We start from the raw sequence: 14,083 nt of genomic DNA, 5'->3' as shown, positions 1-14,083 counted from the left end.
GAGCGGCGTGTGACCCGTGGCCGGCGTTTGGGCCTCGGCACCAACCTGGACTGCGCAGCCATCCCGTCCCCCGTCTCGGAGCGGTCGCACCCGAAATCGAACGCGACCAACGAACGCGAACACGTCTCGCAATCTAGTCATCACGGACAGTGAAGGCGCCCGGAATGACGATTCCGCGCCCGAGGAACCAGGGGTGCCGGGAGGGCGCGCGAGGGCCGGGGCCGCCCGAACTTCCGCACCGGGGACGAACGGGCGGCGAACGGACACAACCGGACACCACGAGACACCAGGGGGACGGGAAGCGCAGGCGGTGTCCGCCGGGCGCACCGGCGGCACACCCGTCGATCCGCAACCCACCAGCGGAAACGTGAGTTATGGGTGCGGGACGGTTGCCTGCCGGGTAGGCCGCTCAGTTCGTCCGGCCGCGACCCGATCAGTGCGGCACGCGACGCGGAACCACTGATCGGGGGGCACGATGGCGAGCTGGCCGTACAGCCTGCTCCGGGCCGCCGCGCCCACCCGCGGGTACGCCCTGCTCTGCGCGGGTGCGGCCGCCGTCACCGCGGCGCTGTTCACGGTGTTCGTCACCGGGTTCGGCGGCGAGCTGGTCGGCCAGAACGTCTCCAACATCGTGCTGTTCGTGGCCGCGCTGACCGCCGGCATCGCCTGCCTGGTCCGGGCCTGGGGCGAGCGGCAGCCCGGGACGGTCGCCGGCAGCCGCCGGGTGCGGTGGGCGTGGGCGCTGGCCGGGGCGGGCTCGGTGTCGTGGGGCATCGGGCAGGCGTTCTGCATCTGGTACGAGACGGTGCTCCGCCAGGAGGTCCCGTTCCCGTCGCTGGCCGACGCCGGCTACTTCTGGATGATGCCGTTCACCGCGGCCGGCCTGCTGCTGCTCCCGGTGAGCCGGCAGTCCCTCGCGCAGCAGTTCCGCAGCATCCTCGACGGGCTCATGATCGCCGTCTCGCTGCTGCTCATCACCTGGGTGCTGATCCTCGGCCCGCTCGTGCGCCAGGGCGCCGACAGCAAGCTCGGGCTGCTCATCACGCTGTGGTACCCCGGCGGCGACGTCGTGGTGCTCACCATCGTGCTGTTCATGGTCGCCCGGCTGCGCCGCGGCGGCCGCCGGCCCCTGTCGCTGCCGCTGGTCGGCGCCGGGCTGGCCGCGTTCACCGTCTCCGACTCCGGCTACGCCTACCTGACGCTGCTGGACACCTACGGCTCCGGCAACGTGCTCGACCTGGGCTGGTTCACCGGGTTCGCGCTCATCTTCCTGGCCGCGCGCCGCCCCGAGCCGGCCTTCGCCGAACAGGACGAGCACGCGCTGACCCAGCCGCTCGGCGTGATGCTGCCGTACCTCGCCGTCCTCGGCGCGCTGCTGACCAGCACGTTCGAGGTGCTGCGGCACGGTACCCACGACATGTTCATCTCGTGGAGCCGCTCCGCGATCATCCTGCTCATCGTCGGCCGGCAGCTGCTCACGCTGCTGGAGAACCGCTCGCTGACCCGCGGGCTGGAGGCGCGCGTGCAGGAGCGCACGGCCGAGCTGCGGGCCAGCGAGCAGCGGTTCCAGGCGCTCGTGCAGCACAGCTCCGACGTGGTGACGGTCATGGACGCGGCGGGCATCGTGACGTACCAGAGCGAATCGATGACGCGCGTGTTCGGCTATCTGCCGGAGGACATCGCCGGTCGCAACCTCACCGAGAGCATGCTGCCCGACGCCGCCGCGTTGCTCGCGGCCGCCATCGAGTCCGTGTCCGGGACCGCGTACGCGACGCGGACCGTCGAGGTGCCGATGCTGCACGCCGACGGGCACCGCTGCCTGGCCGAGGTGACCGTCACCAACCTGCTCGAGGACCCCAGCGTGCGCGGCATCGTGCTCAACTCGCGCGACATCAGCGAGCGCAAGGAGCTCGAGGACCAGCTCGTCCACGAGGCCTTCCACGACGGGCTCACCAAGCTCGCCAACCGCGCCCTGTTCAAGGACCGCCTCGAGGTCGCGCTGCGCAAGCACGAGCACGTCGCGATCCTCTTCCTCGACCTCGACGGGTTCAAGGAGGTCAACGACAGCCTCGGCCACGCCGCCGGCGACGTGCTGCTCATGCAGGTCGCGATGCGGCTCGGCGAGGCGGTGCGCGACGGCGACACGGTGGCCCGCTTCGGCGGCGACGAGTTCGCGGTCCTGCTCGACAGCGTCGCCACCCCCGAGGACGGCGACGAGCTGGCCCGGCGGATCATCGCGGCCCTCGACGAGCAGTTCGTCATCGAGAACCAGGAGATCCACGTCCAGGGCAGCATCGGCATCGCGCTGACCGGCCCGGACGCCCGGGACGCGGACCAGCTGATGCGCAACGCCGACCTCGCCATGTACCGCGCGAAGTCGGCCGGCTCCGGGCAGTTCGCCCGCTACGACCCGGCGATGCACTCCGGTCTCGTCGAGCGCCTGCAGCTCGCGGCCGACCTGCGCCGCGCCCTGGAGGCCGGCGGGGAGCTGGAACTGCACTACCAGCCGACCATCGAGCTGCGCACCGGCACCATCGTCGGGTTCGAGGCCCTGGTCCGCTGGAACCACCCTTCCCGCGGCATGATCAGCCCGGTCGACTTCATCCCGCTCGCCGAGGCCACCGGTCTCATCCGGCCGCTCGGGCAGTGGGTGCTCGCCGAGGCCTGCCGGCAGGCGGTCGCGTGGGGCGCCGAGCATCCCGAGCGCGAGCTGACCATGGCCGTCAACGTCTCCGGCGTGCAGTTCGACCAGCCGGACCTGCCCGCGATCGTCGCCGGGGTGCTCGCCACGACCGGGCTGCCGGCCGAGCGGCTGTGCCTGGAGATGACCGAGAGCGTGCTGATGACCGACACCGAGGAGAACCTGGCGGTGCTGCTCAGCCTCAAGGACATCGGGGTGCGGCTCGCGATCGACGACTTCGGCACCGGGTACTCGTCGCTGGCCTACCTGCGCCGCTTCCCCGTCGACACGCTGAAGATCGACCGCTCGTTCGTGGAGCGGCTCAGCGGGGCGACGCCGGACGCCGCGCTGGCCCGCACGATCGTGCAGCTCGGGCAGAGCCTCGGGATGTCGACGGTGGCCGAGGGCATCGAGCAGTACGCGCAGTTCCTGGCGCTGCGGCGGATGGGGTGCGACCTCGCGCAGGGGTACTACTTCTCGCGGCCGCTGCCGGCCTCCGACGCGGGGCTGCTGCTCAAGGACAAGGCGGCGCTGGCGGCATAATGGTCCGCGCCTGCTTTTTGGCGTCGAGCGGCACGCTGGGTGACGGCCCCGGAATTAGCGAATTCCGGTAATCAGTAATCCAATAATTCGGTAATGCGGCCCGCGCGGATCCTCGATCCGCGCGGGCCTGCCTGTATGCGCTCCGCGCTCGCGAGAGTGTGACCTGATCGGTGTTACCGGCCGGCACCCGGCGGCGCACCCGTGCGGCTCCTTGCGACCCCGAACCTGGTGGCTGACCAGCAGACGATCAGCCCGCGTTAGGAGCCCGCTTCGATGACGGCCGCCCTCGCCGACCAGGCCCGCCTCGACCTGCCCGGGCACTGGCCCGCCGCGCTCGGGCCACGCGCCCTCGCCAAGCTGGACGCCGCGACGCCGTTCCTGGCCATCGACCTGTCGACCGTCGCCGCGCGGTACACCGCGTTCACGGCGGCGATCCCCGGCGTCAACACGTTCTACGCGATGAAGTGCAACTCCGCCGAGGACGTGCTCGGGACGCTGGCCGCGCTCGGGTCCAGCTTCGAGGTCGCCTCCATCGGCGAGCTGCGGATGCTGCAGGAGATCGGCGTCGACCCGGCCGAGGTGCTGTACAGCAACCCGATCAAGCCGCCGCAGGCGATCGTCGAGGCGCGCCAGGCCGGCCTGTGGCGCTTCAGCTTCGACTCGGAGGGCGAGCTGCACAAGCTGGCCCAGTACGCGCCCGGCGCCGCGGTCTACATCCGGCTGCGGGTCGACGACTCGACCAGCCTGTTCCCGCTGTCGCGCAAGTTCGGGGCGGAGGCCCACGAGGCCCGCGCGCTGTTGCTGCTGGCGCGGGAGCTCGGGCTGCGGCCGTACGGCCTGACCTTCCACGTCGGCTCGCAGTGCGCGACGACGAGCGCGTGGCGCCAGGCGATCGCCGCCGCCGGACGGCTCATGGCCGCCCTGCAGGAGGACGGGGTACACCTGGAGATGCTCGACATGGGCGGCGGCTTCCCGTCCCGCTACGTCGAGCGGGTGCCGCCGCTGGACCAGATTGCCGGCACCATCAATGCGGCCCTCGAGGAGCTGCTGCCGTACCGTCCGGCGCTGCTGGCCGCCGAGCCGGGCCGGCACCTGGTCGCCGAGAGCGCCGTCATGGTCACCACGGTGCTGGGGCGCGAGGTGCGGGCGGGGGAGAACTGGCTGTACGTCGACGTGGGCGCCTACAACGGCATGATGGAGACGCAGCAGACGGTGCAGCAGTGGCGGTTCCCGCTGTGGACCTCGCGGACCGACCACGCACTGGTGCCGCACCTGCCGTTCACGGTGACCGGGCCGTCGTGCGACAGCTCGGACACGATGTTCTACGGGGTCAACCTGCCGGCGACGATCGAGGTGGGGGATCGGCTGTACATCGGGTCGGCCGGGGCGTACACCCTGAGCTACGCCAGCCACTTCAACGGGTTCGCGCCGCCGGAGCCGGTGTTCGTGGGCGGCGCGACGGGGGCCAACGCCACCGTGCAGCGCACCCCGGAGGCGCCCGTCCAGGCCGGGACCGCGGCGGATTCCGCCTGATGGCCGCGACCGATGCGGCGGCACCGCACCGGTCGCGCCACCGCACCGAGAGCGCGGGCGGCCGGCGCCCGACCGAGCACGCACCCGGCCGCGGGCCCGCATACGCGAGCCCTGAGCACGTGAGCGCTGAGCACGTGAGCGCCGAAGTCGCGAGCAGCGTGGGGCACGCGGGCGGCGCCGGGCATGCGGGCGGCGTTGCACACGCAAGCGCTGCGCCGGCGGGCGCCGGTCATGTGCCCGGTCGTCGTCGGGCCGAGCACTCCGGGGGTCGTCGCCGGGCCGGGCGGCTGCGCGAGCTGCTCGTCTCCGGCGTCGTCGACTCGTTCGGGCTGTCGCTGGGCTGGACGCTGTTCAACCTGATCGCCACCCAGCGTGGCGGGCTCGCCATGGCCGCATTGTTCAACTCGGCAATGCTGCTCGGCGTCGTGCTGTCCGCGCCCGTCGTGGGGCGGCTGGCGCGGCGGTTGCACGGGCGTATGTTGCTGCTGCTCGCCGGCTGCACCGAGGCCGTCCTGCGGGTGGCCACCCTCGCGGCGCTGCTGCACGGGGTGGACGCCACCGTCATCGCGGCCGGCGTGGCAGTCATGCACATCGCGGCGTACACGGGGTTCGCGGCGATGCGGGCCGAGGTCGCCGCCGTCGACGCGCGGCCGCGGGCGATGACCCGCTACGCGCTGTCGATCGCTGCGGTCGAGGCGGCCGGGGCCGGGGTCGCGGCCCTGCTGCCGTTGCACACCGCGTCGCTCGCGGTGGTCTTCGCGGTGTACGGGCTCAGCCTTTTGCCGACCATGCTCACCGCCCGCCGGGCCCGGACCGCGCGGAACGTGCCGCCGCCGCGGCCGCCTGCCGGGGCGTACCAAAGCAGGGTTGAACGACGGCGCGCCGAGCACGAGGCCCGGGGCGTGCGGGTGCCGCTGCCCGTGCTCGTGGCCGGGGGCGGGATCACGCTGCTCGCCGCCGGGCCGACGCTGCTGTCCGTGGCCCTCGCGACCGAGCTGCACGGCCAGCACGCCGTCGCCGGGGCCGCCGCCGCGTTCAGTGCCGGCTGTCTGCTGTCCTCGTGGGCCGTCGACCGGGTCGGGCGGCTCCGGCTGCCGGCCGCGGTCACCTGGCCGCTGTGGGGGGTCGGCATGCTGATCGGCTGGCTGCTCGCCCCGGCGCACCTGGCCGGGCTGTTCGTGGCCCAGTTCCTGTCCGGGCTGAGCCTGACCGCGTTCGAGGGCGGCATGGACGCCCGGCTCGCCCAGGCGGCCAGGCCCGGCACGGTGACGACGGTCCTCGCGTGGAGCGCCTCCACGCGGGCCCTGGGCAGCGCGATCGCCGTCCGCACCCTGCCGCTGCTGGTGGCCGCGCCGGCCGTCGGGACCGCCGCCGGTGCCGCCGCCGCGGTGCTGGCGTTGATCTCCCTCAGCGTGCTGGTCCGCGCAAAAACCGGCAGATCCCCCGTCGGGGTATAAGTCCGAAATGTCGCGGCTGAGGTACGAAGCCCGACATTTCGTTCAAGCAGAGTCGAGCGGGTCGGCGAAGAGCGGCTCGAACGCGAGCTCCGCCGCCCCCAGCAGCGCCGCGTCCTGACCGAGCTGCGGCGTACGCAGCCGCACATGCTCCCGGCACGCCGGCAGGCCGTTGCGGTTCAGCCGGGACCGGACCTGGGCCGCCGACGCGAGGTACACCTCCCGCAGCGTCCCGCCGAAGATGACCATCTCGGGGTTGAAGATGTTGACCAGGTTGGCCACGCCGAAGCCGAGCCAGTCGCCGACCTGCCGCATCGCCGCCTGCGCGGTGTTGTCGCCGCGGGAGGCGGCGTCGACGACCGCCAGGATGCCGTCGCGGCCCGCGGTCGCGTTGCGGCCCGCCGCGGTCAGCAGGGCGTGCTCGCCGATCTCGGTCTCCCAGCAGCCGTGGGAGCCGCAGCTGCACGGTTTGCCGTTGGGGTTGACGACCATGTGGCCGACCTCGCCGCCGTACCCGCCGTGGCCGGTCACCGGACGGCCGGCCGCGATGATGCCGCCGCCGACGCCGGCATCGCCGTAGAGGTAGACGAGGTTGTCGCAGCCCGCCGCCGCGCCGCGTGTGTGTTCGGCCAGGGCCGCCAGGTCGGCGTTGTTGCGGACCGCGACCGCGCGGCCGTCGCCGACCAGGGCGCGCAGCGCCTCGCCGAGGGGCTGGTCGGCCCAGCCGAGCTGGGGGCCGAGGCGCACGAAGCCGTCGTCGCGGCGGACCATGGCCGACACGGCGGCGCCGGAGCCGATGAGGCGGGCGCCGGCCGGGGCGGTCTGCCGCATCTTGCGCACGAAGTCGGCGATCGGGGCGATGACGGTGGCGGCGTCGTGCTCGCCGCGCGGGCGGGCCGCCTCGAAGCGGTCGAGCAGGACGCCGCCGAGGCCGACCCGGGCGGCGACGATGCGGTCGACCTCCACGGCGAAGGCGAAGACGCAGACCTTCTCCGACTCGGGCCGCACGACCAGCGACGGGCGGCCGGCGCGGCCCCGCTGCTCGCGGGGGACGCCCTCGCTGACCAGGCCGGCGGCGGCGAGGTCGGCGGTCAGCGCGCCGATGGTGCTGCGGTTGAGGCCCAGGCTCGTCGTGAGGTCGGCGCGGGACATCGCGCCGTGGAGGTGCACGGAGCGCAGGAGTGCTCCGAGGTTGCTCCGCCGGATCTCCTCCTGGCTGGGGCCAACGCGCATGCTCGGCTTTCTTCGATGGTGGTCGCGGTCAGCAGACTACTCAGCGCAGGCCCGCCGCGGCCGCCCGCCTTCGGGTCAGCGCGTCGATGCCGGCGGCGAGCAGCAGGACCACGCCGGTGACGACGTACTTCGTGCCGGAGCTGTATTCCATCAGGCCCATCCCGTTCTCGATGACGGCCACGACCGCGCCGCCCAGCACCGCGTTGAGGACCCGGCCCTTGCCGCCGAAGAGGCTGGTGCCGCCGATGACCGCGGCGCCGACGGCGTAGAGCAGCACGTTGCTGCCGCCGGTGTTCGGGTTGACGGAGGCGTCGCGGGACGCGGCCACGATCCCGCCGACCGCGGCCATCGTGGAGCAGATGACGAACACGGCGATGCGGATCGCGTCCACGTGGATGCCGGCCCGCCGGGACGCCTCGCGGTTGCCGCCGACGGCGTAGACGTGCCGGCCGAACGTGGTGCGGTTGAGTACGAACGTGCACAGCCACAGCAGCAGCCCCAGGATCGCCACCACCATCGGCACGCCGCGCTGGGAGATGGCGTCGTTCTTGGAGCGCTCCAGGTTCAGCGTCCACACGGCCGCGCCGAGCAGGACGGCGACCGTGAGCACCCGCAGCGCGATCACCGAGATGGGATCGGCGGTCAGGCCGTGACGGACCCGGCTGGAGCGCTTCCACAGGTGCAGGGCGAGCATGCCGGCGATCGTCACGCCGTACAGAATCCAGCCCTGCAGTGGCGTGAAACGCCCGTCGAAATTGATCTTCTTGATCGTCGGGTCGTCGACGGCGACGATCGTGCCGCCCTTCATGAGCAGCAGCACGGCACCCTGGAAGGCCAGGAACGCGGCGAGGGTCACCACGAACGACGGGATCCCCAGCTTGGCGACGAGCAGGCCGATCACGAGCCCGATGACGGCTCCGGTGGCGATGGCGCCGAGCACAGCGACGTACCACGGAAGCCCGAAGTTCGTCAGTAAGACGGCCAGGACGGAGGCGCAGACGCCGCTGGCGAACCCGGCCGACAGGTCGATCTCGCCCAGCAGGAGCACGAAGACCAGCCCCATGGCGATCACGGTGACGGCCGCGCCCTGGTGCAGCAGGTTGGCGAGGTTGCCGGCGGTGACGAACTCGGGCCGGGCCACGGAGAACGCCACCACGAGGGCCAGCAGGCCCAGCACGGCGGGCAGGGCACCCATGTTGCCCCCGCGCACTTTCGCCAGATAGTCCCGGGTGTACGCCCCGAGCCCCGACGACGGATGCCCGCCGGCCCGCTCCTCCAGCAACGAGAGGCTCATACGTTCGCTCCTAGGCCGAGCGTGCCGCTGCGGCCGGTGGTGATGAGCTCGACGACCTGGGAGTGGGTCACGTCGGTCGCGCGCACCTGGGCAGCCATCTGCCCGAGGTACAGCGCGGCGATGCGGTCGGCGACGGCGAACACGTCGTTCATGTTGTGCGAGATGAGCACGACCGCGAGGCCGTTGTCGGCCAGCCGGCGCACGAGCTCGAGGACCTGCGCGGTCTGGGCGACGCCGAGCGCGGCGTTGGGCTCGTCGAGGATCACGATCCGGTTGTTCCACAGGACGGCCTTGGCGATCGCCACCGTCTGCCGCTGCCCGCCGGACAGGCTCGAGACCGGCTGGCGGACCGACGCCACGGTGCGCACCGACAGGCTGGCGAGGGTGTCGGCGGCCTTCTGCTCCATGGTGATGTCGTCCAGCACCAGGCCGCGGCGGATCTCCCGGCCGAGGAACATGTTCTGCACGATGTCGAGGTTGTCGCACAGCGCCAGGTCCTGGTAGACGATCTCCACGCCGAGGGCGGCGGCGTCGCGGGGCCCGTGCACGGAGACCGGCCGGCCGTCGAACAGGTACTCCCCGGCGTCGATCGAGTAGATCCCGCCGACGCACTTGACCAGCGTGGACTTGCCGGCCCCGTTGTCGCCGACGAGGGCGGTGACCTGTCCGGCGTGGACCTGGAAGTCCACGTCGCGCAGCACCTGGACCGGTCCGAAGCTCTTGCTGAGCCCCCGGATCTCCAGCAAGGGTCGTTCGGTCACGTTGCTCCTTCAGGCCGCCGGCTCCCCAGGCGAGACCGGTACCTTACTTGATACCTGCCGCGGCGCATTTCGCGGCGAAGTCCGGCGTACAGACCTCGTCGGCCGACACGTAGCCGTCGTCGATGACGGCCCGGACGTTGTCCCTGGTGATCGCCTTGGGATCGAGCAGGATGGCGTCGACGTCGCGCTTGCCGACCCGGTCGTACACCTTGGTCGTGGTGACGCCCGTCTCACCCTTGGCCAGCGCGATGGCGAGTTTCGCGGCCGCCGCGGCCTCCCGCCGGACGTCCTTGTAGACGGTCATGCACTGGTCGCCGTTGAGGATGTTCTGCAGGCCCTGCGCGGTGGCGTCCTGGCCGGTGACCGGGATGTGGCCGTTGAGGCCCTGCTTCTTGAGCACGTTGATGGCGGCGTTGGCGAGGCCGTCGTTGGCCGCGATGACCCCGCCGATGTTGGGCTGGGCGGTCATCATCTGCTCGAAGGCGGTGCCGGCGCGGGTGTTGTCCCACTCCTCGATCCACTGGTCGGGGCCCTTCACGTACTCGCCGGAGTCGAACTTCGGCTTGAGCACGTTGTCGTAGCCCTCCTTGAACAGCGTCGAGTTGTTGTCGGTCTGGGAGCCGTTGAGCTCGGCGACCACCGGCCGGTCGATCTTGGCGTCGGCGAGGCAGCGGACCAGGCCCTGGCCCTGCAGCGTGCCGACGGCGGTGTTGTCGAACGAGACGTAGTACCGCGCGGAGCCGCCCAGCGTCAGCCGGTCGTAGTCGATCGTGGCGACGCCGGCGTTGCGGGCCTTGTCCAGCACCGCCTTGCCGGTCCCGGAGTCCAGGTTCACGATCATGAGCACGTCGACGCCCTGCGTGATCATCTGCTCGGCGAGGGTGGTGAAGGCGCTCTTGTCGTTCTGCGCGTTCTGGATCTCGTAGTCGACGCCGGCCGCCTTGAACGCCGCGGCCAGGTACTTGCGGTCGGCGGTCTCCCACCGCGCCGAGGACTTGCTGTCGGGCAGGATGACCCCGATGCGCGGCTTGCCCCCGTGCCCGCCGGTCCCGGACACGTTCGCGGTGCAGGCGGCGGTCCCGCTCGCGACGAGGGCGCCGGTGGCCAGCAGGGACAGGATCCCTCTGCGCATTGCTCGGGTCCTTTCGGCTGATTGTCGTGTCGGGGAACGTATGGCGTGCCGTTCACCGAGACCAGTCGCGGCCCGTAACAATTGCGCAATACCTTCTGCGGTACCGGCGGCGCTACCCGGCGGACAGGGCGTGCACGGCACCGGCGCGCGTGCCGAAATACAGCGAGCCCTTCCACACCGCGGGCGTCGCCTCGATGCAGCCACCGATCTTGAGCTCCCACAATAGCCGCGGATCGGCGTGCGTGTCGCTCACGTCGTAGGCGTGCATCACGCCCGAGCAGTCGCCCATGAACAGCGTATCGTCCACGATGACCGGCGACTGCCAGGTCTCGCCGCCGGGCAGGTGGAAGCGCCACCGCACCGCGCCGCTGGCCCGGTCGATGCCCAGCACGTCGCCGCCGGCCGTGTCGTAGACGGCGATGTCGCGGTACAGCGCCGGCGTGCCCCAGACCCCGCCCGGCCGCTGTCCGGCGGTGTCCTTGACCGCCCACACCACGGGATTGTCCGGTTTGGACGGGTCGAGCTTGAGCATCTGCCCGACCTCCTTGGAGCGGGCGTTGCCCTTCTCGTACTCGGAGCCGACGTACAGGAAGCCGTCGGCGTCCACCACGACCGACGCGTCGGTGTCGTCGCCGGTCCAGAACCGGAACGTGCGCGTCGGCTCCTTGCCCGCCTTCAGCCCGGAGAGGTCCCAGCCCTGCACGAGGCCGCCGGAGTTGGCGAAGTACACGGTGTCGCGGAACACGGCGACCGAGTTCTCGATCGACACGTTGTTGTCGCCGGCGTCCTTGAGCAGCTGCTCGTCCCAGCCGGGCGTGTGCCACACCAGCTGCGGCGCGACGGTGACCTTGCCGTCCGGCCCGTATCCGCGGTTGAGCTTCACGACGTGGAACTGGCTGTTCTCGCCGCCCTCGAACAGGTAGTCGTCGATGATGAGCCCGGAGCTGTCCCAGTCGTCGTTCCACAGCGTCGGTTTCACCGCGTCGGCGGAGAGCTTCCACAGCTCGGTCGGGGTGGCCCGGTCCATGGCGATGACCCGGTAGTAGCCGTCGCGGGACCCGGAGTAGAGCAGCGGGAACCCGTCGGGGTCGACGGTGACGCTGCCTTTGATGATGTCGCCGGTCTTGAAGTCCGGCAGGATCCGCTCGCCGGTGGCGGCGTCGAGGAAGTGGATGCTGCGGTCGTACGCGCCGAACACCACCCAGGTCCGCCCGTCCCGCTCGAACACGGCGGGCTGGCCGGTCCAGCCGGTGCCGCACCACTCGCGGGTCTCGCCCTTGTCCGACGACATCGCGCACAGCCCGCCGCTCTTCGGGAACTGCCAGCGCTGCACCGGGGTCGTGCGGGGCACCGGGCCCTCGCCGTAGTACGTGCGGGTCGGGTTGCCACGGAACGTGAGCAGGCCGTTGACTTTCGTGCCGTACGGCTTGCCGACCAGCGCCGGGTCGGACCAGCCGGCGAACGGCGGCGGGGCGGGCGAGCCGGACGCGGACGGCGGCACGGACGGGCCGGCGCTGGCGGCCTGGCTCTCGGCGCCCGGCTCGGCCAGGGTCTCGGCCCGCCGCAGCGCCCAGGCCGTGGTGGCCACGCCGCCGACGATCAGCACGAGCATCCCGGCGATCAGCAGCCGGAACACGCCCATCCGCGATTCCATGCCGGACAGTATGGCGACGGTGATCTCGGCGCGCCGCATTGTGACGCGAAGCGGATTATGCTTTCTCGAAGTGCTGGTAGTCGGTGCCGTTCTTCCAGGCCCCGCCCCAGACGAACCCCTGCGCCCGAAACGCCTTCACGGTCGCGTCCCCGGCGACGATCATGCCCGGCCGCACGTTCCCGCGGTCCAGGAACGCCTTCCCGGCCGGCGGCATGACCTGCCCCTTCGGCAGGTACGGGTTCTCCACGGTGTTGACGTCGATCGCCCGCCCGTACGCGTGGTTCGACCAGTGACTCGTGTTCGGCACGTTGCGGCAGTTGAACGCCGACGTGTTGTCGGCGGCCATCGACGCGTCGTCACTGCCGCCGTACTGCTCGATCAGGTGCATGCTCCGGATCGGGAACCGGGCCGCGCGCAGCTGCTGGAACACGCGCAGGGCGGCCTCGGCGATCGCCTTGTGCACGACCAGCTGCCCGGCCTGCAGCTTCCCGTCGAAGTCCACATACGACACCTGCACGAGCCGCAGGTCGTCGAGGCTCACGGGGCACCCGGGCCGCCACGACACCCCGGTCATCGTGGTGCGCAGCGCGGCCGGGAGCACCTCGATCGAGTCCTCCGGGATCGTTTCCGCTTCTGGTGTACTCCCGGTGCTCGCATCGGCCCGCCCGCTCGCCGCGCTCGACGTCGTCGCGGAGGCGGGCGTGGTGACCGGGTCCCCGCCGCACGCCCCGGCGAACAGCCCTACGGCAACGATGAGTGCGGCAATCCGGCGTGTTGCCGGATTTGTCGGGAACGTTGCGGGCATGGGCTCGATACTATGTGGTGTGCCGGACGAGCAGCCCGAACACGTGTTCCCCTTCCCCCGGACGCGCCGAATTGTCCGCCTCCTTGCCTTTCAGGCGCTTCCCGCACTGCTGATCGCGGCCCTGGCCGGGTGCGGCGGCGCGGACCCGGACGCCACGGCGGCGCCGGCCTCGGGGGTGCCCGCGTCACAGCCGGTCACGGCGTCAGGTTCCGATCCGGCTTCCGCCGTCGCGGCCCCGTCCTCGCCGGCCGGGGTGGCCGCTCCGACGACGGCGGCGACCCACCCGACCACGGGTGCGCCGCCGAAGCCTCCCGGCAACGGCGGTGGTGGCGGGACGCCGGGCAAGGAACAGACCCCGGCCAACGACGCGGCCAAGCTCAAGTCGCTGCCCGCGAACACGACCCAGGTCGTGATCGTGCAGTCGGCGGGCGTGTCGGCGACGACCGCGACCCTGCAGGCGTACGCGAAGTCGGCCGGTGCCTGGCAGCCCGCCCTCGGCCCGATGGCGGCGCGGCTGGGCTCGAAAGGGTTCAGCGACGCGAAGCGGGAAGGCGACCGGACCACGCCGGCGGGGATGTTCGCGATCGACGGCACCATGTACGGGATCGCCGCCGACCCGGGCGTGCGCTACCGCTACCACCAGGTCGGGCCGGACGACTGGTGGAACGAGAACAGCGACTCGCCGGGGTACAACACGTTCAGCCACGGCCCGAACCCGGGCGGGCCGAGCGAGGCGCTGTGGGAGATCAGCCCGCAGTACACGCACTTCGCGGTGATCCGCTACAACATGCCGGCCACACCCGGCCGCGGCAGCGGGATCTTCCTGCACCAGTCGAACGGGAACAGCACCCTCGGATGCGTGAGCCTGGCCCAGTCCGACCTCACGGCGGTCCTGCGCTGGCTGGACCCGTCCGCGAACCCGCGCATCGTGATGGCGCCCACGGCCTGGCTCGGCCGCTACTGATCCACGGTCGGTTCCTAGCATCCTAGGACG

The 14,083-nt window shown here is 71.7% G+C and carries 10 protein-coding genes; 4 read left to right on the top strand and 6 right to left on the bottom strand.

All coding sequences use genetic code 11. The features are described from left to right. Positions 1 to 475 precede the first annotated feature (475 nt). The 3 genes from ACQP00_RS26980 to ACQP00_RS26970 all read left to right on the top strand — a co-directional run bounded on the left by ACQP00_RS26980 (position 476) and on the right by ACQP00_RS26970 (position 6,213). Entirely contained in the window at positions 476 to 3,223 is a 2,748-nt protein-coding gene (locus ACQP00_RS26980; protein WP_433199442.1) for a putative bifunctional diguanylate cyclase/phosphodiesterase, read from the top strand. Between the two features lie 273 nt (positions 3,224 to 3,496). Further along, positions 3,497 to 4,756 carry a type III PLP-dependent enzyme gene (locus ACQP00_RS26975; protein ID WP_433199439.1) on the top strand — a complete coding sequence of 420 codons (1,260 nt, stop codon included), beginning with the start codon at positions 3,497 to 3,499 and terminating at the stop codon, positions 4,754 to 4,756. 134 nt (positions 4,757 to 4,890) lie between these two features. Continuing rightward, positions 4,891 to 6,213: a hypothetical protein gene (locus ACQP00_RS26970; protein WP_433199436.1), complete on the top strand. Its 1,323-nt coding sequence runs from the start codon at positions 4,891 to 4,893 to the stop codon at positions 6,211 to 6,213. A 42-nt stretch (positions 6,214 to 6,255) separates the two neighbouring features. On the opposite strand, the gene ACQP00_RS26965 is transcribed toward ACQP00_RS26970, so the two are convergent. From ACQP00_RS26965 to ACQP00_RS26940, 6 genes are all read right to left on the bottom strand, one after another. Next, on the bottom strand, positions 6,256 to 7,443 hold the full coding sequence (locus tag ACQP00_RS26965) for an ROK family protein (RefSeq protein ID WP_433199433.1): 1,188 nt from the start codon (positions 7,441 to 7,443) through the stop codon (positions 6,256 to 6,258). Positions 7,444 to 7,483: 40 nt separating this feature from the next. Beyond that, the gene (locus tag ACQP00_RS26960) at positions 7,484 to 8,737 is read right to left on the bottom strand and encodes a sugar ABC transporter permease (RefSeq protein ID WP_433199430.1); all 1,254 of its coding nucleotides are present in this window, start codon (positions 8,735 to 8,737) and stop codon (positions 7,484 to 7,486) included. Beyond that, a complete protein-coding gene (locus ACQP00_RS26955; RefSeq protein ID WP_433199427.1) occupies positions 8,734 to 9,498 on the bottom strand; it encodes an ATP-binding cassette domain-containing protein in 765 nt (254 codons plus the stop codon). Before ACQP00_RS26955 ends, ACQP00_RS26960 begins: the two co-directional genes overlap by 4 nt. 43 nt (positions 9,499 to 9,541) lie before the next feature. Continuing rightward, a complete protein-coding gene (locus tag ACQP00_RS26950; protein ID WP_433199424.1) occupies positions 9,542 to 10,630 on the bottom strand; it encodes a sugar ABC transporter substrate-binding protein in 1,089 nt (362 codons plus the stop codon). Positions 10,631 to 10,742: 112 nt separating this feature from the next. Further along, positions 10,743 to 12,284, bottom strand: a complete 1,542-nt coding sequence (locus tag ACQP00_RS26945) for a PQQ-binding-like beta-propeller repeat protein (protein WP_433199421.1) — start codon at positions 12,282 to 12,284, stop codon at positions 10,743 to 10,745. Between the two features lie 55 nt (positions 12,285 to 12,339). After that, positions 12,340 to 13,089: a M15 family metallopeptidase gene (locus ACQP00_RS26940; RefSeq protein WP_433199418.1), complete on the bottom strand. Its 750-nt coding sequence runs from the start codon at positions 13,087 to 13,089 to the stop codon at positions 12,340 to 12,342. Between the two features lie 19 nt (positions 13,090 to 13,108). Between ACQP00_RS26940 and ACQP00_RS26935 the strand changes: the two genes are divergently transcribed. Then, on the top strand, positions 13,109 to 14,053 hold the full coding sequence (locus ACQP00_RS26935; protein WP_433199415.1) for a L,D-transpeptidase family protein: 945 nt from the start codon (positions 13,109 to 13,111) through the stop codon (positions 14,051 to 14,053). The last annotated feature ends 30 nt before the right edge of the window (positions 14,054 to 14,083 follow it).

The sequence above is a fragment of the Dactylosporangium sp. CS-047395 genome (assembly GCF_050942185.1).
In the GTDB taxonomy this organism is placed as follows: domain Bacteria; phylum Actinomycetota; class Actinomycetes; order Mycobacteriales; family Micromonosporaceae; genus Dactylosporangium.
This window is presented reverse-complemented; position numbering and strand designations above follow the sequence as displayed.

Excerpts from the sequence above, each read along its gene's own strand:
- ACQP00_RS26960 (WP_433199430.1), bottom strand. The coding sequence starts at position 8,737 with ATGAGCCTCTCGTTGCTGGAGGAGCGGGCCGGCGGGCATCCGTCGTCG.
- ACQP00_RS26980 (WP_433199442.1), top strand. The coding sequence starts at position 476 with ATGGCGAGCTGGCCGTACAGCCTGCTCCGGGCCGCCGCGCCCACCCGC.
- ACQP00_RS26950 (WP_433199424.1), bottom strand. The coding sequence starts at position 10,630 with ATGCGCAGAGGGATCCTGTCCCTGCTGGCCACCGGCGCCCTCGTCGCG.
- ACQP00_RS26940 (WP_433199418.1), bottom strand. The coding sequence starts at position 13,089 with ATGCCCGCAACGTTCCCGACAAATCCGGCAACACGCCGGATTGCCGCA.
- ACQP00_RS26975 (WP_433199439.1), top strand. The coding sequence starts at position 3,497 with ATGACGGCCGCCCTCGCCGACCAGGCCCGCCTCGACCTGCCCGGGCAC.
- ACQP00_RS26945 (WP_433199421.1), bottom strand. The coding sequence starts at position 12,284 with ATGGAATCGCGGATGGGCGTGTTCCGGCTGCTGATCGCCGGGATGCTC.
- ACQP00_RS26965 (WP_433199433.1), bottom strand. The coding sequence starts at position 7,443 with ATGCGCGTTGGCCCCAGCCAGGAGGAGATCCGGCGGAGCAACCTCGGA.